The organism is Singulisphaera rosea, assembly GCF_054877945.1.
Genome location: NZ_JBTYIP020000020.1, coordinates 1 through 25,377, shown reverse-complemented (window position 1 = coordinate 25,377; position 25,377 = coordinate 1). Strand labels below are relative to the sequence as shown.

Genomic DNA, 25,377 nt, shown 5'->3' with positions numbered 1-25,377 from the left:
CAAGGCGGGCCGGCGCGGCCGCCCCGACCGATTCTCAAACGACCGGAGGAGAGCGTTGGAAACGGCAACTGGGACCGGCTGCGAGGGTCGCCCCGCCCCTCGGGGAAGGAGGGCCTTCTGGCTGTTGGCGCTGCTCGCCGCGCAGGGCTGTTCGAAGGAGTCGAAGGTCGCCCCGAGCGTGTCGGAGCCCCCTGTCCTCCGGGTGGTCCACCCCTCGCCCCGGAAGATCGTCCGGGTCGTGGGCCAACCCAGCTTCGTCCAGAGTTACGAGCGGACGTCGATTTATCCGAAGCTCACGGCCTACATCGAGAAGTGGAACGTGGACATCGGGGACAAGGTGCGGAAGGGGGACGTGCTCGCCGACCTGTTCGTGCCCGAGCTGCGCGAGGAGTGGGAGTCGAAGAAGGCGACCGTCGAGTACGACGAGGAGGCGGTCCGGCTCTCCGTGAAGGACGTGGAGGTGGCCGACGCCCAGGTCCGCGCGGCCAGGGCGAGGCTCGAGGAGGCGCAGTCGATCCTGGGCAAGTACGAGGCCGAGGTCGTGCGGTGGGACGTCCAGGTCAAGCGGCTCGCCCGCGAGGTCGAGCGCGGCGTCCTCGCGCCCCAGATCCTGCTCGAGTCGCAGAACGAGCTGAAGGCGGACATCGCCGCGAGGGACGCCGCCAAGTCGACGATCGCGAAGGCGGCCGCGGAGCTGGAGGCCGACGAGGTCTCGCTCGAGCGAGCCAAGGTCGCCGTCGCCGCCGCCCGCGCCGAGCTGGCCATGGCCCGGAGCGAGGCGAAGCGGATCGAGGCCATGGTCGGCTACCTCAAGCTCTTCGCCCCCTTCGACGGCATCATCGTGGCCCGGAACGCCAACACCTGGGACTTCGTCCTGCCGAGGACCGGCGACCCCTCGGCCGAAAGCCGGTCGCCCGACCTCTCGCCCGGGAGCCAAGCCGCCCCGATCTACGTCGTCGATCGCACCGATATCATCCGGATCTTCGTCGACATCCCGGAGCGGGACGCCAACCACGTCCGCGTCGGCTCCAAGGCCCGCGTCAAGCTCTGGGCCTACCGCGACGAGTGGTTCCCGGCCTCCGTGACCCGGCTCTCCTGGGCGCTCAATGTAAAGAGTCGGACGATGCGGGCCGAGATCGACATCCCGAACCCCGGGGGCCAGATCTTGCCGGGGATGTATGCCTACGGGAAGGTCGTGGTCGAACGGCCCAACGTACGCTCCGTCCCGAAGTCGGCCGTGGTGCACGCCGGCGGGAAGGCGTTCATCTGGCGATACCAGGGGCATCACGCGGTCCGGACGGAGGTCGAGACCGGGGTCACCGACGCCGATTGGGTCGAGCTCACCAACCTCCGGATCAAGGAGGGGGCCGACGACGACGAGGGCTGGAAGGCGGTCGACGGCTCGGAAGATGTGCTCATCGGCAACAAGCTCTCGATCCTGACCGATGGCGCCCTCGTGCGGCTCTCCGAGGAGACGCCGTGGAAGGATGAAACCGGGACGGAGGGAGAGCTCGCCGCTTCGACGAGGCCCGGCTAGGCGAGCTCGAGGGCGCCTTCCCCCCACGCCCTCGGCCGCGTTCGTGGTGACGGGATCGATGACTTTCTTGAGTTGGCCCGGCACTCCCGCCTCGCGGGGGGCGTGCCGGCGTCATGGCGGGGAGCACTAGCGATGGCACCGGAAGTCGACGAAGGATATGACGAAGGCCGAGGGCGCCGGACGCCCCAGGAGGAAGGGGCGGAGACGACCGGGGCCACCGGTCCGTCCGCCGTCGGGGCCGGAGACCCCGTGATCGCGACGTCCGGCACCCCCCCCCACCCTGGGCCGGCCGCCGATCCGGAGCGGACCACGGCCCTCGAGACGAGCCGGATCCGGGGCGAAGACGCGGCCCACGACCGGTACTCCGCCGCCGTCCCCGTCGAGGCCGACCAGCTCCGGCAGGGGCACCGGCGGGCCGGGGACGAGGGCAGGAAGACCGACGACGGCGGGGGCAAGGCGCGGGGAGGCGCTGGCGGCGAACGTCGCGAGCCCTCGAAAGATCGGGAAGGGGGCCGGGCGGAGTCGGGAGACGATCACCGTCGTCGCTTGGGGCCGCCCCAGGGGGCCTCGACCGGCCGAGTGCTGCTCTACTCGGCCGCCGTGTCGCTGGCCTGCGGCGTCGCCGGCGCCTGGGGCTATTCGGCCGTCTTCGGGCCGAAGAAGGCGGCCGGGACGCAGGCGTCGAGCAAGGATCCCGGGGCCGGCCGGGGCTCCGACTCCGCCACGTCGGACGCCTCGGGCAACGACCCCGACGCCGGCCCGGGCGAGGGCCGCGGCTCCGGGGCGGACTCCGCACGGCCCGGCGGCGAGCCGGGGTCGTCGAAGCTCCTCCAGGCGCAGGCGGCGTGGATGGCCGCGGTGGAGGAGCTCAAGGAGTCGAAGGTAGCGGAGGCGGAAGCCCGGGCCTCGGATCGAGAGACCCGGGCCGTCCTGGACTTCTTCAAGGGGACGGTCCTGTCGGCGGGCCGGCCGCAGGAAGGCTCGCTCTCCGAGACGTTCTGGAACGGCGGCCACGGCCGGGATCTGACCCTGCGCAAGGCGCTGGACACGGCCGAGTCCAGGGTCTCGGGGACGTTCGGGGAACGGCCGAAGGCGGAGGCCTCGGTCCGAGAGATCCTGGGCCAGGCGTACCTCGGGCTCGGGGAGCCGGGCCTGGCGGTCAAGCAGTACGAGCGGGCGTTGGCCCTGCGCCAGGCCGAGGAGGGGAGCGACCACCCCGACACCGCCGACTGCCGGAACCGGCTCGCCGTCGCCTATCGCCTCGCCGGCCTCGTCTCGGAAGGCGGCAGCCTGTTCGAACGCAAGCCGGAGACCCCCGCCAAGGCCTCGGCCTTGGCGGTCCGCGGGGAGGCCCTCCTCCTCGAAAAGAAGCCCGCCGAGGCCGAGCTGCCGCTGCGCGAGTGCCTTACGATCCGGCAGCGGATCCTCCCCGACGACTGGTCGACGTTCGACGCCGAATCCGCCCTCGGCGGGGCCCTCGCGGCCCAGCGCAAGTACGAGGCGGCCGAGCCGCTGCTGGTCTCGGGCTACCAGGGCCTCAAGCTCCGCGAGTCCGCCATCCCGGCCGAAGATCGACCAAGCGTCGACAAGGCCCGCGCACGCCTGGCGGAGCTCTACGAGTCCTGGGGGAAGCCCGACGAGGCCATGAAGTGGCGGACGAGGGCGGAGGCGTCGCCTCCCGGAGGGGCCGCGACGCCCCCCGCCAAGGCCTCGAGCGTCACCACGGCCTCCCCCGGCCCCGCCCACTGATTCCGCGATCGGGGCCGGCCTCTGGGGAGCGTCCTCCTCAGGTCCCGAGGGCCCGTCCCGGCGGCGTTACGCCAAAGGGCTCCTCGTCGCACCCACCTCGACGGCTCAGAGATAACCGAGGTCCGCCAGGCGTTGCTGGATCTCGGCGTCTTCCTCCTCGGAGTAGGCGACGGGCACCGGGGCCTCGGCGTCGAGGGGGGCGGATCCGTCGGGTTGGCCGAGGCCCAGGGTGAGCGCGGGGTCGAGGATCTCGCCGAGGACCCGGCCGTCCATGTCGGGCGGGACGGGGACGCCGAGGAGGTGGAGGACCGTCGGCGCGATGTCCAGGAGGGTGGCGTCCTTCGGGGTCGCCCCGGGGCGGAACGCGGGGCCGGAGGCGACGATCATCCCTTCCATCCGGTGGTCGCCCGTCGGGCCGAAGGCGGGCGAGATCAGCTTGTTGGTCGTGAAGTCGTGCAGGCCGATCGTCCGGTACCGCCAGTCGTGCAGGACGACCGTGAGGTCGGGGGCGAGGTGGGCGTGCGGGCCGGAGTAGAGGTCGTCGCGCTCGTAGATCCGCTCGACCAACGGGGCGCCCGTCTCGGGGTGGGGGATCCCCAATAGCCCGGCCTTGAGGTCGTCGAGCACCGACCGGGCGTCCTCGGGGGCGACGCACCCTTGGGGCTGCCTCCCCTTGAGGTTCAGGAAGATCTGGCCGAAGTTCCCCTGGGCATAAGCCTTGGTCCGCGACCAGTCGATGTGCCTTCGCGAGAGGAAGGCCGACTCCGCGAGTCGCTCGATGGGGCTCGTCTGCTTCCCCCGGAACCGGCTGACGCGCTGGCCGGCCATGCCGAACCGCCCCATCAGGTTATAGAACCACTCGGGGGTCGCCCCCTGCTTGTAGAACCAGTGCTTCTGCTTGACGTAGAACGAGTCCTGGAGCGCGATGTCGCCGCGTTCGAGGAGCCAGACGTTGAAGTTGACGTACCACTCGATCGGGCCGAAGCCGTGGTCGCTCATCAGGATCAGGGCGGTGTCGGGCGGCAGCGCGGCCTCGATCTCGCCGATGCCCCGGTCGAGCCGCTTCCAGAAGTCGACGCAGCCCGAGGCGAGCTTGGAATAGTCGTGCCCCTTGGCGAGCCGGTGCGACGGATCCCAGACGTGCCAGAGCTCGTGCTGGGCGCGGTCGGTCGCCATGAGGTCGAACATGAAGAGGTCCCACTCGCAGCGCCCCATGAGGAACTGGACCGTCTTCAGGTGGTGGTCGAGGAACTCGGTGAGGTCGGCGAGCACCGGCCCCTCATTCCCCCCGTCGTGGACCGAGGCCGACCACGGGCGATAGGGGCCGACGGCCTGCTCGAGCTCGGCGAAGATCTTCGGGTCGCTGGAGAAGTCGGGCGCACCGGCCGGGCTGAGGAAGTCGCCGAGATAGAACCCGGGCGCCTTCCTCGGCGGGTAGCTCATCGGGACGCCCCCCGCCACGGTTGACTTGCCGTGTCGGCCGGCGATCTCCCAGACCAACTCGGTCTTGATCGACCTCGAGGAGTTCACCCGCCCCTTGAGCGGGTCGTGCGCGTACTCGAGGAACTCGAAGACCCCGTGCTTTCCGGAGTTCTTCCCCGTCATGACCCCGGTCCAGGCCACCGGGCTGAGCGGGGGGAAGACCGAGCTCAACGACCCCGACACCCCCCGTTCCATCAGCCTCGAGAGATTCGGCAGGTCTCCCGACTTCACCAAAGGTCCGAGGATGTCCCACGTCGCTCCGTCCAGGCCCAGCACGAAAACCTTCATGTCGCCCGATCCTTATGCCACTCGAACTGAACCCACCGGCCCTGGGCTTCGCCTATTCCCTAGATTCGCCGATGAAGCATCTTACCGAAATGCCGATCGGAAAAGCGACTCGGGTCTGTCTTGACGGAATTGGGGCGAGTGCTCAAATCCGCGACGACTTTGTTGAAATTGTAAGCAGGAAGAAATCGGCTTGCTCCCCGCCGGTCTCGGCGGCTTGGAAAATTTGCTCGTCGGAAGTCCTAGAAGACGGGCGTGTTACGGCGAATGGTCTTGGAATATGGGCGGAGAAAATCGCTGTGGCACACGAGATGCTTTTTACCCTCTCAACTCGAGCGGCAAACGATGTAAAGGGTGCCGGCTTCGACAGTTGCGATGAGGCAGTTGACCCGAAGACTCGAGTGCAATTCACGAGCAAGCGTCGTTCTCCCTGGCTGTGCCCGGGCCCCTCGGGGGGGCCCGGGCTTTTTCTTTTCTTTGATGTTCAAGAATTGGCGCGAATATTTGATCGCTTGTTGAAGCCCGAAGGCAGCCCCCACTTCTCCCCCCTCATCACTCTCCGCATACCGCCGGACCGATGATCGTGACGCATCCTCGAGGTCCATTCTGGGGCGGTCTCGCTCGCCGTCGTGCGTTTGAGACAAACACCTGAGGCGACCGGCCATGTTTGTCACCGTGATGAGTCTCTTCGCCGAGGTTCTCGTCATCGAGGTCGTCTCGTTCGGGCAAAGACTCTTTGCGCATAGGGCGGGGATGGCGGAGAGTCGTGGCTGACGACCGAAGCCCGCGGCCCACCCTCTTCGCCAATCCTCCGCCGACCGAGCACGAATCTCGCGCGGATCGATGCATGGTGAGGTCTATTTTTCAAAAATCTTAAGAAGTGTAAATTTTGAAGTTGTGCGGGGCCGTCGTCTCGCTCCTTGGCGCTCTTCGGGATTGGCCTGCCACATGGCGGTTGGTGTCATCGCCTGCGGGCTGGTTTCAATGTTGAGTGGGACGTGGCCAATCTGTGCGAAGATGTCTCCGGGACGCATGCGGAAAGGGCGTGAGCCCCTCGTCGAATGCGCCCGCGTTCGGGCGAGATCCGTCGGCGAGGCATGTTGGGAAAGTCTTGGCAAACGGCTTTCGTCACGGGCTATAATCGCGGTTGGCTGAGACATTTCGGACGGACGGAAGACGACTCCGAGAGGGATGGGCTTCCATGGTCGCACCCGCCTCGCAACGAGGAACGCCGCCGGAAGGGCTACCGCGGCGAAGCCACCCCCACCCCGGACCTGGCGATTGCGGGGTGTTGTCCCCGGACCTGTCGAGGGGTTCGAAGCCCGGAGCCGGTCCAGGCACGCCGGGGGCTCGTTGGAAGCTGGTCCTCTGGGGTCTGGGCGCGTGGCTGCTCGCCGCGACCGCGTCCGCAGCGGACCTGGAGGAGGCCGAGGACTCGCTGCGAAAGGGGAAGTACGACGAGTGCGCCAAGATGGCCGAGGAGGCGATCGGGGCGAGGACGCGTGACCCGCGCTGGGCGCACCTGAAGATCGAGGCGGAGCTGGCGCGCGGGAAGTATCCCGAGGCGGCCGCGACGCTGGAGGAGGCCCTGGAGCGGTATCCCACGAGCTTCGGGCTTCATTTGCTGGGGCGCCAGGTCTATCGGGCGAACGGCCGGGAGGATTCGGCCGCGGGCGAGATGAAGGCGATCGAGACGATCTTGCGGGAGGCCCCTCGCAGGTTCCTCTCGCCGGAGATGCGGCTCGCACTCGGGAGGTTCTTCCTCCTACGGGGGGCGGATGCCAAGCAGGTGCTCGACCAGTTTTACGACGTCGTCATCAAGGAGCAGCCCGAGCTCGTCGACGCCTATCTCGCCTCGGCGGAGCTGGCGCTGGATAAGCAGGACAACGCCCTGGCCTCGGCGACTCTGGCGAAGGCACCCAAGGACGCGGCCGAGGACCCGAAATATCACGTCTTGCTGGCGACGGCCCTCTCGAGCGAAGACCGGGCGCGGTCGGAGAAGGCGCTGGACGACGCCCTGAAGATCAACCCGAACCACGCCGACAGCCTCCTGTTGCGGGTCGACCACCTGGTCGATTCCGAGCGATATCCAGAGGCGGAGGAACTGCTCAAGCGGGTCTTCGAGGTCAACCCGAAGGAGCCTCGGGCCTGGGCCTATCGTGCGGTGCTGGCCCACCTCCGGAACGACCCCAAGGGGGAGGCCGACGCGCGAGGCTCGGCGCTCTCCCCCTGGGCGACGAACCCCGAGGTGGACCACCTGATCGGGCGGGAGCTCTCCCAGAAATACCGGTTCGCCGAAGGGTCCGCGGCGCAGCGCCGGGCGCTCGAGCTCGACGCCGAGTACGCGCCCGCCAAGGTCCAGCTCTGCAACGACCTGTTACGGCTCGGCGACGAGTCGGAAGGGTGGACGCTGGCCGGCGAGATTTTCGCCAAGGACGGCTACAACGTGCTCGCCTACAACCTCGTCACGCTCCGCGACCGGCTCGCCGGATTCCGGACGCTCGAGTCCGACGGGTTCCTCGTGCGGATGGACAAGCGCGAGGCCGACCTGTACGGCGAGCGCGTGCTGGCCCTCCTGCGACGGGCGAAGGAGACGCTCTGCAAAACGTATGAGGTGACGCTCAAGGAGCCGGTGATCGTCGAGATTTTCCCGCAGAAGAAGGAGTTCGCCGTCCGGACGTTCGGACTGCCGGGGGCGGACGGATTCCTCGGGGTCTGCTTCGGCCGGCTGATCACGGCGAATAGCCCGGCGTCGCAGGGAGAGACCCCTTCGAACTGGGAAGCCGTGCTCTGGCACGAATTCTGCCATGTGGTGACGCTGACGAAGACCCATAACAAGATGCCGAGGTGGCTGAGCGAGGGGATTTCGGTCTACGAGGAGTCGCGGCAGGACCCCGCCTGGGGGATGCCGATGGACCCCCGGTTCCGCGCGATGCTCCTGGAGGATTCGCTGACCCCCTTGAGCAAGCTGAGCGCGGCCTTCCTCGCCCCGGAGACCCCGCACCACCTGCAGTTCGCCTACTACGAGTCGGCCCTGGCGGTGGGGTTCCTCGTCGAGCGTTTCGGCCTGCCGAGCCTGAAGGGGCTGCTCGACGACCTGGCCGTCGGGACGGCGATGAACGACGCGCTGCCGGTTCGCACAAAAACGTCGCTAGTTCAATTAGATCGGGAATTCGCGGAGTACGCCCGCAAGAAGGCCCAGGCCGTCGCCCCCGGAGCCACCTGGGAGGAGCCTGAGCTTCCCCAGGACGCCGATTCCAAGGCCCTCTCCACCTGGGTCGAGGCGCACCCCAGGAGCTTCTGGGGCTGGAAACGTCTCGCGGCCCGGTTCGTGGCCGAGGAGAACTGGCTGCGGGCCAGGCATGCCCTCGAGAAGCTCAAGGAGCTCTTTCCGGAATACGTCGGGCCGGAGAACGCCTACATGCTGCAAGCCGTCGTCGCCAGGAAATTGTCCGACACGGGGGCCGAACACTCGGCGCTCGAGGCGCTGGCGGCGCGGGACGGCGACGCGGGCCCGGCCTATCTCCGATTGATGGAGCTGGACGAGGCCTCGGGCGACTGGAAAGGCGTGGCGAAGAACGCGCGTCGGCTCCTGGCGGTGAACCCGTTGATCCCGGCCCCGCACCGGGCCCTCGCCCGCGCCGAGGAGGCGCTCGGGGGACGCGAGGCGGCGGTGGCCGCGTACCGGGCCTTGGCGCTGCTCGACGAGTCCGACCCGGCCGAGCTCCACTTCCGCCTGGCGAAGCTCCTCCGCGAGGCCGGGAAGCCCGCCGAGGCGAGGCGCGAGGTGCTCAAGTCGCTCGAAGAGGCGCCGAGGTTTCTCGACGCCCACCGGCTCCTTCTCGAGCTGGCCGGCCCCGATTCTCCCCCGCCGCCCCCAACTCCGGCCCTCCTGCCGCATCCACCGCCGGGCTCCCAGGGAGTGAAGCCATGACTCGACGTCGCAAACGCTTGACCCTGGCCTTCGCCTCGCTCGCCATCCTGGCGGCCGCGGCCGGTTCGTTCGCCCAGCCGTGGTGGGACGGGTCGCTCCCCGACGACCGCGCCGGGGTGCCGGACTGGAAGGTGGACGAGAAATTCAAGAACGATGTTTTCACGTTTGTCCGCCTCGAATACGGCACGGGCCAGAACTTCGGCCGGCGCCGGGGCGGTTTCGGCGGCCGGGGGTGGGGGGGACGCGGCGGTGGGTGGGCGACCGACTGGCCCGACAGCGACCTGAACCTCTCCTACCGCCTCCAGCAGCTCACCGCGCTTAAGGTCAACCCCGAGCCGATCCACCTGAAGATCACCGACGAGACGCTCTTCGACTACCCGTTCGTCTACATGATCGAGCCGGGCCGGCTGGAGTTCACCGAGGAGGAGGTCAAGACGCTCCGGCGCTACCTGCTCAACGGCGGCTTCCTGATGGTCGACGACTTCTGGGGCGACTCCCAGTGGCAGAACTTCTACGAGCAGATCAAGCGCGTCTTCCCCGACCGCGAGCCGCAGGAGCTCGACGCCGACCATGAGATCTTCCGCTGCGTCTACCGGCTCAAGGAGAAGCCGCAGGTCCCGAGCATCGGCTCGGCCATGCAGGGGCGCGACCAGGGGGTGACCTGGGAGTGGCACCACGACGGGAACACCCGGGACGTCCACTACCGGGCGATCTTCGACGACAAGAACCGGATGGTGGCGATCATCTGCCACAACACCGACCTTGGCGACGGCTGGGAACGCGAGGGGGAAGATCCCTGGTACTTCAAGGAGTTCTCCGAGAAGAAGGCCTACCCGATGGGGATCAACATCGTGACCTACGCCATGACCCACTGACCTTCGGGCGAGAGGCCCGGGGGACCCCGGCCGTTCGGCTTGGTTTGGACCCGTGACTGGACAAGGAGCGATCGTGACCGACGATGTCGACGCTTACGAAGGGGAACGCCGGGTCGTCGAGGCGATCCACGAGAGTCGCGGCCGGATCGAACGCGAGCTCGCCAAGGTCATCGTCGGCCAGAAGGAGGCGACCCACCAACTCCTGATCAGCCTCTTCGCCGGCGGCCACTGCCTGATCACCGGGGCCCCAGGCCTGGCGAAGACGCTCTTGGTCCGGACGATCGCGCAGGTCTTCCACCTCAAGTTCCAGCGGATCCAGTTCACCCCCGACCTGATGCCGGCGGACATCACCGGCACCGAGATCCTCGAAGAAACCGGCGACGGCCGCCGGCGGATGCAGTTCGTCAAGGGGCCGATCTTCGCCAACGTGATCCTCGCCGACGAGATCAACCGAACCCCGCCCAAGACCCAGGCCGCACTCCTCGAGGCGATGCAGGAGCACCAGGTGACCGCCGCGGGCGTCCGCTACCCGCTCGAGGAGCCGTTCTTCGTCCTCGCCACGCAGAACCCCATCGAGATGGAGGGGACGTACTCGCTCCCCGAGGCCCAGCTCGACCGGTTCATGTTCAACGTGATCGTCGACTACCTGCCCGAAGACGACGAGGTGGAGGTCGTCCGCCAGACGACCTCGAAGCGCTCGGATCCGATCGAGCCCCTCTTCGACAGCAAGGACGTCCTCCAGTTCCACGAGGTCGTGCGCAAGGTGCCGATCGCCGAGGACCTGATCCGCCACGCCGTCCGCCTCGCGGCGGCCAGCCGCCCAGGCCCCGAAGCCCCCTCGTTCGTCAACGACTGGGTCGGCTGGGGGGCGGGGCTCCGGGCGGCGCAGTCCTTGGTGCTCGGGGCCAAGGCCCGGGCCCTGCTCGCCGGCCGGTTCCACGCGACGCCCGACGACATCCTGGCGCTCGCCCACCCGACCTTGAGGCACCGGATCCTGCTCGGATACCGGGCCGAGGCCGACGGCGTGACCGTCGACTCCGTGATCGACCGCCTGCTCGAACACGTGAAGGGACCGCGCCGCTGATGGCCCCCCCTGCCCGCCCCCGACCTTCCGGCCCCTCCCCTCGCCGTCCCGACGGCGGGGCCCCGGCACGCCCCGGCTCGGTGATCGACCCTCGGGCGTTGATGCGGATCAAGAGCCTCCAGATGCGGGCCAGGGTCGCGGTCGAAGGGTTCATCAAAGGGCTCCACCGCAGCCCCTACCACGGGTTCTCGGTCGAGTTCAGCGAGTACCGCGAATACAGCCCCGGCGACGACCCCCGCTACCTCGACTGGCGGCTCTTCGCCCGCTCGGACCGGTACTACGTCAAGCGGTTCGAGGACGAGACGAACCTGCGCTGCACGCTCGTGCTCGACATGAGCCGGTCGATGGGGTATCGGTCGGGGGAGTACGGCAAAGGGGAGTACGCCCGGACCCTGGCGGCCACCATCGCCTACTTCCTGAACACCCAGCGGGATGCGGTCGGCCTGATCACGTTCGAGGACAAGGTCACCGAGTACATCCCCCCTCGGCATCGCCCGGGGCATCTCCGGCGACTCATGGCCGTGCTCGAACGCGAGCCCCAGGGGAAGGCGACGGACCTTGCCGGACCGCTCGAACAGATCGCGGCGACCGTGCGGAAACGAGGCCTGATCGTCCTCATCTCCGACCTCCTGGCCCCGACGGACTTGCTCCGGACGAGGCTCGGCTACCTGCGTTCCCGAGGCCATGACGTCGTCGTCCTGCGGGTCCTCGACCCGGCCGAAGTCGCCTTCGCTTTCGAGACGCCGGCGATGTTCCTCGACGTCGAGTCGGGGCGGGAACTCTACATCGACCCCACCGAAGCAAGGGCCGAGTACCTCCGCCGGTTCTCCGAGCACGCCGCCGAGATCGCCAAGGCGTGCGTCGACCTGGGGGTCGAGTACGAGTCGATCACGATCGACCGGCCGCTCGAACTCGTCCTCTTCGACCTCCTGAAAGCCCGGATGCGCCGGGGACGGCAGCCGGGACGGCGGAACGCCCCGGGCCGGGGAGGTGGCCGTTGAGTTTCCTCACTCCCTTCTACGTCCTGGGGGCCCTCGCGATCGCGGCCCCGATCGTCTTCCACCTGATCCGGCGCGCCCCGAAGGGCGAGGTCCAGTTCAGCTCGCTCATGTTCCTCGCCCCCTCCCCCCCTCGCCTCTCCAAGCGGAGCCGCCTGGATCAGCTCCTCCTGCTCCTCCTCCGGGCGACGGCCCTGACGCTCCTGGCCCTGGCGTTCGCGAGGCCCTTCCTCCGCCAGCCCGCCCGGCTCGACTCGGGCGAGGCCGAACGACGACGGGTCGCGATCCTCGTGGACACGAGCGCGAGCCTGCGACGCGACGACCTCTGGACGAAGGCCAAGGCGCTCGCCGACGCCGCCATCGCCGAGTGCCGGCCCGGCGACCAGCTCGCCCTCTTCGCGTTCGACGGGTCGACCCGACCGCTGCTCGGCTTCGAGGAGTCGGCGACGCTCGACCCGGCCCGGCGCGGGGATGTCGCCCGGTCGAGACTCGGGTCGCTCTCGCCGAGCTGGGCCGCGACGGATCTGGGGCAGGCGCTGATCGACGCCGTCGCCACGATCGAAGAGCAGGCCGACTCGAGCGAGAAGGCCGCCCGGATGCCGAGGAAGCTGGTCCTGATCGGCGACCTCCAGCAAGGGAGCCGGCTCGACGGCCTCGGTGACTTCGAATGGCCGTCGGACGTCGAGCTCGACCTCAAGACGGTCGTCGACGAGGGCTCGAACGCGAGCCTGCAGTGGCTCGCCGACCCCAACGACACCGGCGCCGACCCGAGGCCCCGCGTCCGGGTCTCCAACGAGCCTGGCTCGAAGGTCGAGACGTTCGAGCTCGCCTGGCTGGATGAGAAGGGGGCCGCGTCGGTCGCGCCGACCTCGGCGTACGTTCCGCCGGGGGAGAGCCGGGTCGTCCGCGTGCCGCTGCCGACGGGCCCCGGCCTGCGTCGGGCGTTGCGGCTGACCGGGGACTCGCACGCGTTCGACAACACGATCTACCTCGCGACCGCCCGCAAGGAAGACGCGACGGTGCTCTACGTCGGCCCCGACGCGGCCGATGACCCCGCCGGCCTGCTCTACTACCTCGGGCGCGTGTTCCCCGAGTCGCCGAGGCGAAGCGTCCGTGTCGTCGCCAAGGCCCCGTCGGTCGCCCTCGACCTTGGGCCGTTGCGGCCGCTGCCGCTCGTCGTCCTGGCGACGGAGACGACGCTCGAGAACGCCAACCGGCTCAAGGCGTACATGAACGAGGGGGGGACGGTGCTCGACGTCGTCACCTCCCCCGGCAAGGCCGAGACGCTCGCGAGGCTCGCCGGGGTCCCGGACTTGGACGTCGAGGCCGGTTCGGTCCCCCGCGACGTGATGCTCGGTGAGATCGCCTTCGAGCATCCGATCTTCGCCCCGCTCGCCGGTCCACAGTTCAATGATTTTACCAAGATTCATTTCTGGAAGTATCGACGCCTCGAGTCGGCAGCCCTCGGGGACGTTCGCGTGGTCGCCCGGTTCGAGAACGGCGACCCGGCCGTCGTCGAGAAGCCGGTCGGGGCGGGGAGGCTCGTGGTGTTGGCGAGCGGCTGGAACCCCGTCGATAGCCAGCTGGCGCGGTCGTCGAAGTTCGTCCCCCTGATGGCGGGCCTGCTCGAAGGCCGAAACTCGGGGGAGGCCGACCTGGCGAACCTCCGGGTGGACGACCGCGTGCCGCTGCCGGCATCGACGGCCTCGAGCACCACCGGCGGTAAGGGACGTGCCGTGCTCAAGCCGGACGGGACGACCGTGATGCTCGCGTCGGGGTCGTCGACGTTCGCCGGGGCGGACCAGCCCGGTATTTACACGGTCGGCGCGGGCGAAGGCGCGCGGGCGTTCGCGGTGAACCTCGACCCGGCGGAGAGTAAGACCGCGCCCTTGCACGTCGAGACCCTCGAGCAGTTCGGGTGCCGGTTGGCATCCCACGCCCGGAAGGTCGAGGATCCCGAGCACCTCCGGCAGTTGCGGAACGGGGAGCTCGAAGGGCGCCAGAAGCTCTGGCGCTGGTTGGTCCTGGCGGTGATCGGCGTCCTGATCGTCGAAACCTGGCTCGCCGGGCGGCTCAAGCGGCCTCGCCCGGCCGTTGCGGAGGTCCTCGCGACATGAGATGGGAATTGCGGCGGGCCCTGGAACAGGTTGCACGACGTATCCGCCGGGTCCGGCTCTGGAGCCTCCTGGCGCTCTGCTGGCTGGCCTGGTCGCTGGCAGGCCTGGCGGCGATCGCCGTGCTCTCGAAGCCGAGCTTCGGGGCGATCCCGCGCTCCTTCGTCGTCATCTGGGCGCTGAGCCTGCTGGCCTCGGCCGGCCTCTGCGCGGCTTTGGCCCTGCGGTCGGCCCGCGACCGTCGCTGGGTCGCCCGGCGCATCGAGGCGAGGCACCCGGATCTGGACGCCGGGCTCCTGGCCGCGGTCGAGGAGGATGAGGCCACGACTTCGGACCGACTCGGCTTCCTCCAGGCCAACGTCATTCGCGAGGCCCTCGACCACCGGCGGGCGCACAACTGGGACGAGACTGTGCCGACCTGGCGACTGCGCGGGTCGCAACTAGCCCATGCCCTGGCCCTCAGCCTGCTGATCGTCGTCGCCGTCGGTATGGCGGGGCAGTCCCGCCCGAGCGAGGCCCGGCGCTCGGGGCGACTGGTCCCGGCCAATGCCCATGGAGTCCAGGTCGACCCCGGCAACACCTCGATCGAGCGAGGGTCCACGCTCCTGGTCGTCGCCCGCTTCAACGACCATGTGCCCCCCGAGGCGAGCCTCGTCGTCGTGAACGAGAAGGGCGCCTCGGCCGTGCCTGCGAGGGCCATGACGCGGAGCCTCGAAGACCCGACGTTCGCCGCCAGGGTCGAGTCGGTCGAAGCCGACCTCTCCTATCGCGTCGAGTTCGAAGGCAAGCAGACCGAGACGTATCGCGTCCAGGTGTTCGAATACCCCGAGCTCAAGCGCACCGATGCCAAGCTCCTCTTCCCCGGGTATACCTCGCTCGAGCCGAAGACGGTCGAGGACGTCCGGCACGTCACCGCCGTCGAGGGGACCGAGCTGACCTTGCTCTGCCACCTCAACAAAGCCGTCGCCACGGCCCGACTGGTCGACCCGTCCGGGAAGATCCTCGAACTGAAGGCCGAAGGGGGCGAGCCTCTTTACTCCGCCACCGTCACCCTCGACGAGACTCGACGCTACCGAGTCCAGCTCGTCGACCGCGAGAAACGCGCGAACAAGCTGCCGGCCGAGATCGTGGTGAACGTCACCAAGAACCGCCCGCCGGTCGTGGTGATGAAGCAGCCGACCCAGGACGTCCGGGTCTCGCCCGTCGAGGAGCTCACGCTCCGAGCCGAGGCCGAGGACGACTACGGCGTCGTCCGCCACGGCCTGAGCTACTCGCTGGCCGGCCAGGAGCCGAAAGAGCTCGTCCTCAAGGCCCCGGCCCCAACACCAGCGTCGCTAAACGCCTCGGCCAAGGCCCCTGCTCCGGCTCCCGCCTCGCCTTCGGGCAAGCCGGCCCCGATCCGCAAGGTCAAGGCGGAGCATGTCATCGACTTCGAGGCGATGAAAGCCGCCCCCGACCAGCTCGTCACCTACTTCTTCTGGGCCGAGGACATCGGGCCCGACGGCATGACCCGGCGGGCCTCCGGCGACATGTTCTTCGCCGAGGTCCGGCACTTCGAGGAGATCTTCCGCCAAGGAGAACAGCCCCCGTCCGGCTCGGCCGAGAACGAGGGACAGCAAGAAGGCGGCGGGAACGCCCAGAAAGCGGAGGAGCTGGCCGAGCTCCAGAAGCAGGTCATCAACGGCACCTGGACGATCATCCGCAGGGAGGCCGGCGCCAAGCCTTCGGCGAAGTTCGCGGACGACGTGAAGACCCTCAAGGAGTCGCAGCACGCGGTGATCGAGCAGGCCGAGCAGCTCGGCGAGGGGCTCCAGGACCCGAAGTCGAAGGAGAACCTGAAGCGCGCCGTCATGCACATGAAAGAGGCGGAGACGCGGCTGGCGGAAGCGACGATCGCCTCGCAACGCCCGGCCCTCGCCGCCGAACAGGCCGCGTATCAGGCCCTGCTCAAGCTCCGGGCCCGCGAGTTCGAGGTCATCCGCGGCAACCGTCGTCAGCGCCAAGGGGGAGGAGGCGGCGGCGGGGCCTCACAGCGCCAGCTCGAGCAGCTCGAGCTCACGTCCGACGAGAACCGCTACGAGGAGCGGAGCGCCGCCAAGGCGCCGGAGAACCTCACCCCTCGCGAACGCGAACAGCGCGAGGACCGGCAGGTCCTCAACCGGCTCCGAGAGCTCGCCCAGCGCCAGACCGACCTCAACGACCGGCTCAAGGAGCTGCAATCCGCCCTCGAGGCGGCCAAGGAGCCCCAGGCCCGCGAGGAGATCGAGCGACAGCTCAAGCGGCTCAGGGACCAGCAGCAGCAGGTCCTCCGCGACACCGACGAGCTCCGGGAGCGGATGGAGGGCGAGGAGAACCGGGACCGGATGGCCGAGACCCGACAAGGGGTCGAGGAGACCCGCGAGCACGTCCGGCAGGCCTCCGAGGCGCTCGAGCAAAACCGGCTCTCCCAGGCCGTGACCGAGGGGAGCCGCGCCGGCCGGCAGCTCAACGAGCTCCGCGAAGACCTCCGCAAGAAGGCCTCCGACCGGTTCGCCGAGTCGATGACCGAGATGCGCGACCAGGCCCGGCAACTGGACGAGGACCAGAAACGACTCTCCGACCAGATTGACGCCTGGAACAACAAGCCCTCGCGCTCGCTCCGGGACGACGCCGACCGCCAGCCGGTCCGCAAGGGTCTCGAACAGCAGCAGACGAAGCTCGACAAACTCCTCGAGCAGATGCGCCAGACCGTGCAAGAGGCCGAGGAGACCGAGCCCCTCCTCGCCAAAGGGCTCTTCGACACCGTCAAGAAAGCCGAGGAGCAGACGATCCCCGACGCCCTGAAGGTCACCCAACAGCTCGTCGACGCGGGGATCGGTGAGGACGCGGCCAAGACGTCGCGCCTCGCGAGCAAGGGGCTCGAGCAGTTGCGTGCGGGCGTCGAACGCGCGGCCGAAGGGGTCCTCGGCGACGAGACGGCCGCCCTCCGCCGGGCGCAAGGGGAGCTCGAGACGCTCGCCGACCAGGTCAACCGCGAGATCGCCCAGGCCACCGGCACTGACCGGCCCGGCCAGGGGAACAACCCGTCGCGTCGGCCCAACCAGCCCGGTCAAGGCGGCCCGAACACGAAGGGGCAGCCGAGGCCCGATGGCCAGGACTCGACACAGCCCGGCGACGCTCAGGATGGCCAGGAGGCCCAGGAAGGCCGCCAGGGTCGGGATGCCCAACAGAAAGGCCAGACGCCCCAACAGGGAGGTCGTCGCAATCCCCAGGGGCCGCAACAACAACGCCGACAGGGCCAAGGCCAGGGCCAGCCGGGCGAACCCGGTGCGCAGGCCGAGCCTGGCCAGCCAAGGGCGGAGGGCCAGGAGGCCGACGCGCTAAACCCACAGGGACAGCCAGGCCAGACTGGCCAGCAGAGTCGCCCGGGTCAGAGAGGCCAACAGGGCGGTCCTCCGGACCAGCAAGGGGGTCAGCAAGGCCAAGGCGACCAGCCGGGCCAAGAGGGCCAGCAAGGTCGGCAAGGCGGTCAGCAGGGTCAGGGAGGCCAGCAGGGCCAGCAAGGCGGCCAGCAGGGGCAACAGGGAGGTCAGCAAGGCGGCCAGCAGGGCCAGCAAGGCCAAGAAGGGGAACAAGGACAAGGCGGTCAGCAGGGTCAGCAAGCCCAAGGGGGCCAAGGACAGGGCGGTCAGCAAGGCCAGGGAGGGGGCCAGGGGCGAGGTCAGCAGGCGGGAGGCGGCTTGCGGGGGAACAACAACCGCGGCGGGGCCGGGGGGCCTGGAGGTGGCGGCGGCGGTGAGGCTGGTGGCTCGTCCGAACTCGACCAGATGCTCCAGGGCATCCCCGGCGGGCCCGCGGGGCCGATCACCGGCGAAGGGTTCCGGGAGTGGTCCGATCGCCTGAGGGACGTGGAGGAACTGCTCGAGGACCCCGAGCTGCGCTCCGAGGCGGCGCGGATCCGCGACCGCGCCCGGGGGGCCCGCGAGGACTTCAAGCGGCACTCCAAGATGCCCGACTGGACGAAGCTCAAGGGCATGGTCGCCGACCCGATCCGTGAGCTCCAGAACCGGGTCGCCGAGGAGGTCCGCCGCCGCGAGTCGCCCGACGCCCTCGTCCCCATCGATCGCGATCCCGTCCCCCCCCAGTTCACCGAAGGGGTACGCCGATACTACGAACGTCTCGGGAGTGGCTTATGACGATGCCGTCCCTGGTCTGGGGCGCTCCCCAGTGGCTCTCGGTCGCCCTCGGGGTGTTCGCCGTCGCCGCCGCGGCGCTGCTGTGGAGCTATGGCCGGGCACGGGCGTCGCGGAAGGTCCGGATCCTCTGCGCGGTGCTCAAGGGGCTCGGGTTCGCGGCCCTGGCCCTCAGCCTGCTCGAGCCGCTCCTGGCCGGCTCGAGGCCGAGGCGAGGGGCGAACGCCTTCGTGATCATGGCGGACAATAGCCAGAGCCTCCTCATCCGAGACGACCGGTCCGCGACGACTCGGGGTGACTGGGTCCGCGACCTGCTCGGCAAGGAGTCGCCCTGGAAGACCCGGCTCGGCCAGGACTTCGACGTCCGCGGTTACGCGTTCGACTCGCACCTCCGCGCGGTCGACGGGTTCGAGACGCTCCGGTTCGACGGCACCGGCTCGTCCCTCTCGGCGTCCCTCTCCGCACTCTCGAGACGATTCAAAGGCCTGCCGCTCGCGGGCGTCCTGCTCGTGACCGACGGCAACCGGACCGATCTCGGCGAGGTCGACTGGGCGTCCCTCCCGCCGGTCTACCCCGTCATCCCGCCGTCGCCGGGGGTGGCCAAGGACGTCGGCGTGAGCAACGTCTCGATCAGCCAGACCAATTTTGAATCCGCGCCGGTGGTCGTCCGCGCCGACGTCAACGCCGTGGGCTACTCGGGCGAGACAATCGTCGCCACGGTCACCGACGGGGCCGGCAAGCCGCTCGAACGCCTCGAGGCGAAGGCCGGTGGAGACGGCAAGCCCCTCAGCTTCCGGTTCCAGTTCCGTCCTGATCACCGGGGCGTGAACTTCTATCGCGTGAATGCCTTCGCCGCGTCGGACGAGCCCAAGGAGAAGACCGAAGCGGCCCCACCGGCCGGGTCGCCGTCGCAATCGCCACCCGCACCCGCATCCGCGCCGGCGACTTCGGCGTCGCCTTCGGGCGAGCAGACGCTCGCGAACAACAGTCGGCTCGTCGTCGTCGACCAAGGGGGGGGGCCTTATCGGGTGCTGTATGTCGGCGGGCGTCCCAACTGGGAGTTCAAGTTCCTCCGGCGCGCCCTGGAGGAGGACAAGCAGATCGAGCTTGTGGGGCTCCTGCGGATCGCGCGTCGCCAGCCGAAGTTCGACTTCCGAAGCTCCCGGAGCCAGCCGAGCTCCCCCCTCTACGACGGCTTCGACAACCCCGACGCCGACACTGCCGAACGTTCCGACCAGCCGGTCCTGATCCGTCTCGGGACGGACGAGGTCGAGCTCCGGGACGGCTTTCCCAAGGAGGCCGAAGCCCTCTACCGCTACCACGCGGTCGTCCTCGACGACGTCGAGTCCGCGTTCTTCACCCAGGACCAACTCGCGCTCCTGCGGAACTTCGTGAGCCTGCGAGGGGGCGGCTTCCTGATGCTCGGCGGCCCGGACTCGTTCGCCGACGGCAAGTATGACCGGACGCCGGTCGGCGACCTCCTCCCGATCTACCTGAACCGGGTCGCCGCCGAACCGGTGGGGGGCGGGTCGTATCAGTTGGTGCTGACTCGAGAAGGTTGGCTCCAGCCCTGGGTCCGCGTCCGCAAGACGGAGGACGAGGAAGAGAAGCGGCTGGCGACCATGCCCCCGTTCCACACCGTGAACCGGGCCGGCGACATCAAGCCGGGGGCCGCCGTCCTCTCGCAGGTCCGCGACCCCGGCGGCGAGACCGCGCCGGCGCTCGTGGCCCAGCAGTTCGGCAAGGGGCACGTCGGGGCACTCCTCGTCGGCGACCTCTGGCGGTGGGGGATGCGACGCGACGACACCACCGAGAGCGACCTCGAACGCTCCTGGCGGCAGACCGTGCGCTGGCTCGTCGGGGACGTCCCCGGCCGGGTCGAGATCGCGGCGAAGCCGAAGGAAGGCTCGACCTCCTCCACCATCGAGCTGACCGCCCGCGTCCGGGACGCCGAGTACCGCCCGCTCGACAACGCCAAGGTCGCCCTCAAGCTGACCCTCCCGGGGGGGGACACCATGACCCTCGACGCCGAGCCCGACGGCCGGGAGTCCGGCGCCTACGCCGCGACCTACGTGCCCAAGCAGCCGGGGCCCTATCGCGTCGTCGCGACCGCGACCGCCCCCGACGGCAGCGCCGTGGGCGAGCGCGAGACCGGCTGGGCCGCCCAGCCCTCCGCCGACGAATTCGCACGCCTCGCCCCCGACCGCAACTACCTCGAGACGATCGCCAAGAAGACCGGCGGCGAGGTCATTGACGGGAATCGCCTCGACTCGTTCGTCAACAGCCTCCCCTCGCGGCACGCCCCGATCACCGAACCCTGGACCTCGCCGCTGTGGCACAACCCCCTCTATTTCCTCATCGCCATCGCCTGCCTGACCGCCGAGTGGGGCCTCAGACGCATCAACGGGTTGGCCTGACCTGACGCGCACCGATCGATGCCCGACCCTCTTGGGGAAACCCATGCCCAGACTCGAGAGCCGAGTATCGTCGTCCGATACGAGCCCGAAGCGCAAGCCAGTGAATTTATTTCGCAATGTCGAGGGACATGCTCGGTGGGCGATGCCCACCCTACGGGAACGCCTTCGTTTCCGGGTAGGGGGGGCATCGCCTATCGGGTTGCCACGGGAGACGTCGTCGAGGAATCGGACGTCTCGGCGATTCCTGAAGACCTTCGCACTGCTGACGGCGTTGAGTTTCTTGGCTGCGGGTCCGAGCGTCGGGGCCGAGCCGGGGAACGACGACCGGCCTTGCGTCGTGGTCGTGGTCGGTGCGCCGGGGACGCCGGAGTACGAGGCCCAGTTCCGCCGTTGGGCCGATCACTGGAAAGAGGCGGTAGGGAAAGCCTCGGCCGAACTGATCCCGATCGGGCAGCAGCCGGAGTCGGCGGGGAGCTCGGACCGCGATCGGCTGCGTTCGGTGCTCGCGGAGGAGGCGAAATCGGGCCGGGGGCCGCTCTGGCTCGTCCTGATCGGCCACGGCACGTTCGACGGCCGTGAGGCCAAATACAACCTGCGAGGGGCCGACGTGTCGGTCACCGAGCTCGCCGAGTGGCTCGCCCCGATCAAGCGGCCCCTGGCCGTGCTGGACTGCACTTCGGCGAGCGGCCCGTTCCTGAACAAGCTCTCGGGCGCCAACCGCATCATCGTCACGGCGACCCGCAGCGGCAACGAGCAGAACTTCGCCCGCTTCGGCCAGTACCTCGCCGAGGCGATCGGCGACCCCCGCTCCGACCTCGACAAGGACGGCCAGGTCTCCCTCCTGGAAGCGTTCCTGATCGCCAGCGGCCGCGTCCAGGAGTCGTATCGCAGCAAATCTCAACTCGCCAGCGAGCACTCCCTGATCGACGACAACGGCGACAAGCTCGGCACTCCTCCCGACTTCTTCCGGGGCGTCCGCGCCACCCGACGCGCCAAGGACGGCGCCCCCCTCGACGGCCTCCGGGCCTACCAGCTCCACCTCATTCCCAGCGACCGCGAGCGTGCCCTCCCCGCCGAGGTCCGCCAACGCCGCGACCAGCTCGAAGTCTCCATCGCCGCCCTCCGCGATGAGAAAGCCAAGCTCGGCGACGACGAGTACTACCGACGCCTCGAGCCCTTGATGCTCGAGCTCTCCCGCCTCTACGGGAGCAAGCCGGTCGAAGCCCAGAAGTGATAAGGTTCGCGAGACTTGGCGGTGGTCGATTTGACGGATTCGGCGAGAGCCTGGTCATTTCGTAGATCGATGAAGCCGATCGTCGTGCGATAGAGTCATCGTTTCCCGCGCCCTGAGGTGGTGGCGAACACTGGGGAGTTCCTCATGTCCCAACAAACAAAAACCCCTCACGAGATTCCGAACTCGGCCGTCGACAACTCGGGGCGCCTTATCTCCCTATCGTCCGAAGAACGCAAAGCTCGCTCCGAGAGATTCCAGGAGATGCTCCGGGAGCTGGAAACGATGACGGACGAGTCTGATACCGACGGGCGTTGGGAAGAATTCATGCAAGGGTTTGTCGAGTCACACCCCCTTCGCCCGCAGTTCAAAGGGCGCGACTGAGTGGCTCGTCTCATACTCCTCGACTCGGGACCGGTTGGGTTGGCAACAGGACCAATCGGGAAGCCCGGTCCTGATCGTTGTCGGACTCGGCTCTGCGCACTCGATATGTCCGGGGCGATCATCATCGTACCAGTGATCGTCGACTACGAGGTTCGGAGAGAGCTACTCCGGATCAGGGCGACAGCGAGTCTCAGGAGGTTGGATGCGCTCGCACCCGCGTCGAACTATGCCGCGTTGACCACGCCGATCGTTCGCCTCGCCGCGACGCTTCGGGCCGACGTCCGCCGGTCAGGCCTTCCCAAAGCAGCTCCGGACGCGCTCGATGGCGATTGCATCACGACGAATTTCAATCCCTCTGGACATGACGATTGTGCGATTTGAGTCCGTGTGCTACAAGTGTCGTTGGCTCGTCCAGCAAATTGTGGACGCGTGGATCATTGTCCATGCTCTTGTTGAGGCTGAGCGTGGCATTTGTGATCGTGGTGGGATCAACCTGTGGGGATGTCGATGTCGCGAGCCTTGCTCCGTAGCTTTGTCATCGGAGGTCGCCCGGGGCGGGCGATGTCGTTGGGCCTGTCCGTGGGCCGATCGGCGCTTGTCTTGCTGGTCCTCGCGGTCGGTGCCCTAGCCGGAGAGTCGAGGACGATCCGGGGACGCGTCGTCGACGAGACGGGAATTCCCGTCGCCGACGCGGACGTCGATGAGTTCTGGAGGGCCAATGGGACCGGCACGGACGAAGCCGGTAAGACTTTGGATTTCAGCAAGCCTGAAGATGTGAAGGCGTTTTGGGGGAACCTCGGGCGGATGGAGCCCCACACCGCGGCCCGAGGCCGAGAGAAGGTCGTGACGACGGGGCCGGACGGGCGGTTCTCGATGGCGTACGACGGTGTTCATCGCGCGGTGATGGCGATGGACCGTGCGCGACGGCGGGGCGGCCTGGTCGTGATCCCGAAGGATCCCGAGGCCGCGGTCGAGATCCGGTTGGGTCCCTTGGTGCGCGTCTTCGGGTCGTTCGAAGGGCCGGGGCTTGGCCAGCAACCCGCCTGGACCCACGTTTATATCAACCTGCCTGAATATCCTTCTCACCCCATCGATTCGCCCCGAATCGTCAGTTGTGGGTCGTTCGAGGCGAAGCTCGACGTCCGTCTGCCCCTGGGCTCGTACTCGCTCCAGGCGTACAGCCAGTTTGCCGACCAGGACCTGTTCGAGGGCGAGCTCGTCCCCGATCGTCCTATCGAGCTGAAAGGCGATGTGCCCGAATTGGATCTCGGACGGCTGATCCTGGCGAAGCACGGTGTCCAGATGCCCGAGAAGATCGCCAAGGCCAAGTCGGAAGGGATCTGGAGCGACTACACCAAGCACTTCGGGGAGCCCCCGCCCCGCTGGCATGTGACCGAGGCCAAGGGCGTCCCCAAGGAAACGCAGCCCTCCGACTTCAAGGGCAAGTGGCTCCTGGTCGACTTCTGGGGCTTCAGTTGCCGCCCTTGCTTGAAGACGGGCCTGCCCAAGCTGATGGCCTTCGACGAGGCCCACGCCGCGCAACGCGACCAGTACCAGATCCTCACCGTCTGCATCGAGGACGACGGCTCGGTCGCGTCGATGGCCGACGTCGACCGGAGGCTCGCGCCCATCCTCGAGCACGTCTGGGGACGAAAGACCTTCCCGTTCCCGATCCTGCTCGACACCACCTTCCGGACCTGGGAACGCTTCGGCCTCCCCGGCCTGGGCACGGTGATCCTGATCGACCCGGACGGTAAGCTCGTGCCGGGTGACGAAAAAGCGCTGGCGGAACGGCTCAAAGAGGCCGCTTCGTGACCTTGATGCCCCCGCGGATCGATCGTGCCTATCGTGGCCACTTTGGACTATCGTGACCCTATTGCGTCTCAACGTCGGGAGAGGCGGTTCCCTTCGGCCCGCTTCCCCGCAAAGCTGACGCACCCGCATGATCTGAGAAGGCACCGATGGGGCTTTCTGTCGACATTGACAGCAAGCCCAGAATCCTGAGCTACCCTTTCTCCGTAGGGCGAGGAGGAATCTCGAGGCCGGACCGTCTCCGATGCCGGCATCTGGAGGATGGGGATGCTTGGATGGGTTGGTGTTGTAAAAAAGCATCTTCGTCGTACTGGCTTTGCGGCGCGTTGAAAGGCCCGATATTGTCTTCCTCAGTGCTGACGTTGACACGCAAATAAGCCGGGTCGCGACGGGCGACGGCAGGGGCCGACGGCGTTCCCCAACTCAAACGAAGAGGTTTTCGATGCGACGATTCGTGGCTTCGATGCTGGTGGTTGCGGGATCGTTCGGTGCCGTTTCGGGCGACGCGAAGGCCGCCCTGGTCGTTAGCCTCGAGGCCCCCAACGTTCAGGCCTCGACCGTCTCCGGCGTGATGACCGAGTCGTTCAACTCCTACAGCACCGGCCTCAAGTCGTCGATCTCGTCCTCGATCGGCAATTACACGTCCGGGTCGCAGGGGATCGCGATCGTGGCCCCCGACTCGTACGGCGGCTCGAACACCTCGCAGTACGTCGCGATCGGGGCCCAGAGCCATCAGACGTCGATGACCCTGACCTTGAACTCGCCCCAGTCCTACTTCGGCTTCGAGTGGCTGGCGGGCGACAACCAGAACGTCATCAAGTTCTACAACGGGTCGAGCCTGGTGGGGACGTTCAACGTCGGCGACCTGATCTCGTTCATCAACACCCAGTCGAACTCCTCGGCCTACTACGGCAACCCGAACAACCGGTCGCAGGACTCGAATGAGCCGTTCGCTTACGTCGACGTCACCGGGACGGACGGGACCCAGTTCACCTCGATCGTCTTCCAGAACAACAGCTCCGGCTCGGGCTTCGAGACCGACAACCACAGCATCCGGTCGACCGCCCCGACCACCACCCCGGGCACCCCGGTGCTGACCATCCCGGCCGTCCCCGAGCCCTCCTCGATCGTCCTCTCCTTGATCCTCGGCCTCGGCTCCCTCAAGGCCTTCCGCAGCCGACGGGCCTCGGCCTGAGCCTCTCAACACAACGCGGCCCCGGGGTCGCTCCTCCGAGAATGAGTCCGGCTGGGAAGCCGGGCGGTCGGGGAGGATCCCCCGGCCCACCCAAGCGGTGGGCCGGGG

13 protein-coding genes are annotated in these 25,377 nt (G+C 68.3%); 12 read left to right on the top strand and 1 reads right to left on the bottom strand.

Features of this window, described 5'->3' with window-relative positions; genetic code table 11:
- The first annotated feature begins 55 nt into the window (after window positions 1-55).
- Together ACYOEI_RS27315 and ACYOEI_RS27310 are read left to right on the top strand one after the other, a co-directional pair.
- Entirely contained in the window at window positions 56-1,537 is a 1,482-nt protein-coding gene (locus ACYOEI_RS27315) for an efflux RND transporter periplasmic adaptor subunit (protein WP_462852815.1), read from the top strand.
- Between the two features lie 132 nt (window positions 1,538-1,669).
- The gene (locus tag ACYOEI_RS27310) at window positions 1,670-3,286 is read left to right on the top strand and encodes a tetratricopeptide repeat protein (protein ID WP_462852814.1); all 1,617 of its coding nucleotides are present in this window, start codon (window positions 1,670-1,672) and stop codon (window positions 3,284-3,286) included.
- 105 nt (window positions 3,287-3,391) lie between these two features.
- Here ACYOEI_RS27310 and ACYOEI_RS27305 read toward each other — a convergent pair whose 3' ends face one another.
- On the bottom strand, window positions 3,392-5,056 hold the full coding sequence (locus ACYOEI_RS27305; RefSeq protein WP_462852813.1) for an alkaline phosphatase family protein: 1,665 nt from the start codon (window positions 5,054-5,056) through the stop codon (window positions 3,392-3,394).
- A 1,285-nt stretch (window positions 5,057-6,341) separates the two neighbouring features.
- Between ACYOEI_RS27305 and ACYOEI_RS27300 the strand changes: the two genes are divergently transcribed.
- The 10 genes from ACYOEI_RS27300 to ACYOEI_RS27255 all read left to right on the top strand — a co-directional run bounded on the left by ACYOEI_RS27300 (window position 6,342) and on the right by ACYOEI_RS27255 (window position 25,269).
- Window positions 6,342-8,987, top strand: a complete 2,646-nt coding sequence (locus ACYOEI_RS27300; protein WP_462852812.1) for a tetratricopeptide repeat protein — start codon at window positions 6,342-6,344, stop codon at window positions 8,985-8,987.
- Window positions 8,984-9,862, top strand: a complete 879-nt coding sequence (locus ACYOEI_RS27295) for a DUF4159 domain-containing protein (protein ID WP_462852811.1) — start codon at window positions 8,984-8,986, stop codon at window positions 9,860-9,862. The genes ACYOEI_RS27300 and ACYOEI_RS27295 overlap by 4 nt, the downstream gene beginning before the upstream one ends.
- A gap of 73 nt (window positions 9,863-9,935) precedes the next feature.
- Complete coding sequence (locus ACYOEI_RS27290; protein WP_462852810.1) at window positions 9,936-10,946, top strand: AAA family ATPase; 1,011 nt, start codon at window positions 9,936-9,938, stop codon at window positions 10,944-10,946.
- Window positions 10,946-11,947 (top strand): DUF58 domain-containing protein, encoded by a 1,002-nt coding sequence (locus ACYOEI_RS27285; protein WP_462852809.1) that lies wholly within the window; start codon window positions 10,946-10,948, stop codon window positions 11,945-11,947. The genes ACYOEI_RS27290 and ACYOEI_RS27285 overlap by 1 nt, the downstream gene beginning before the upstream one ends.
- Window positions 11,944-14,061 carry a BatA domain-containing protein gene (locus tag ACYOEI_RS27280; RefSeq protein WP_462852808.1) on the top strand — a complete coding sequence of 706 codons (2,118 nt, stop codon included), beginning with the start codon at window positions 11,944-11,946 and terminating at the stop codon, window positions 14,059-14,061. Before ACYOEI_RS27285 ends, ACYOEI_RS27280 begins: the two co-directional genes overlap by 4 nt.
- Entirely contained in the window at window positions 14,058-18,233 is a 4,176-nt protein-coding gene (locus tag ACYOEI_RS27275) for a DUF4175 family protein (RefSeq protein ID WP_462852807.1), read from the top strand. The genes ACYOEI_RS27280 and ACYOEI_RS27275 overlap by 4 nt, the downstream gene beginning before the upstream one ends.
- Entirely contained in the window at window positions 18,230-20,647 is a 2,418-nt protein-coding gene (locus ACYOEI_RS27270; protein WP_462852806.1) for a glutamine amidotransferase, read from the top strand. The genes ACYOEI_RS27275 and ACYOEI_RS27270 overlap by 4 nt, the downstream gene beginning before the upstream one ends.
- Before the next feature lie 280 nt (window positions 20,648-20,927).
- Entirely contained in the window at window positions 20,928-21,881 is a 954-nt protein-coding gene (locus tag ACYOEI_RS27265; RefSeq protein WP_462852805.1) for a hypothetical protein, read from the top strand.
- 882 nt (window positions 21,882-22,763) lie between these two features.
- The gene (locus tag ACYOEI_RS27260) at window positions 22,764-24,077 is read left to right on the top strand and encodes a redoxin domain-containing protein (RefSeq protein WP_462852804.1); all 1,314 of its coding nucleotides are present in this window, start codon (window positions 22,764-22,766) and stop codon (window positions 24,075-24,077) included.
- Window positions 24,078-24,516: 439 nt separating this feature from the next.
- Window positions 24,517-25,269: an Npun_F0296 family exosortase-dependent surface protein gene (locus ACYOEI_RS27255; protein WP_462852803.1), complete on the top strand. Its 753-nt coding sequence runs from the start codon at window positions 24,517-24,519 to the stop codon at window positions 25,267-25,269.
- Window positions 25,270-25,377: the final 108 nt, after the last annotated feature.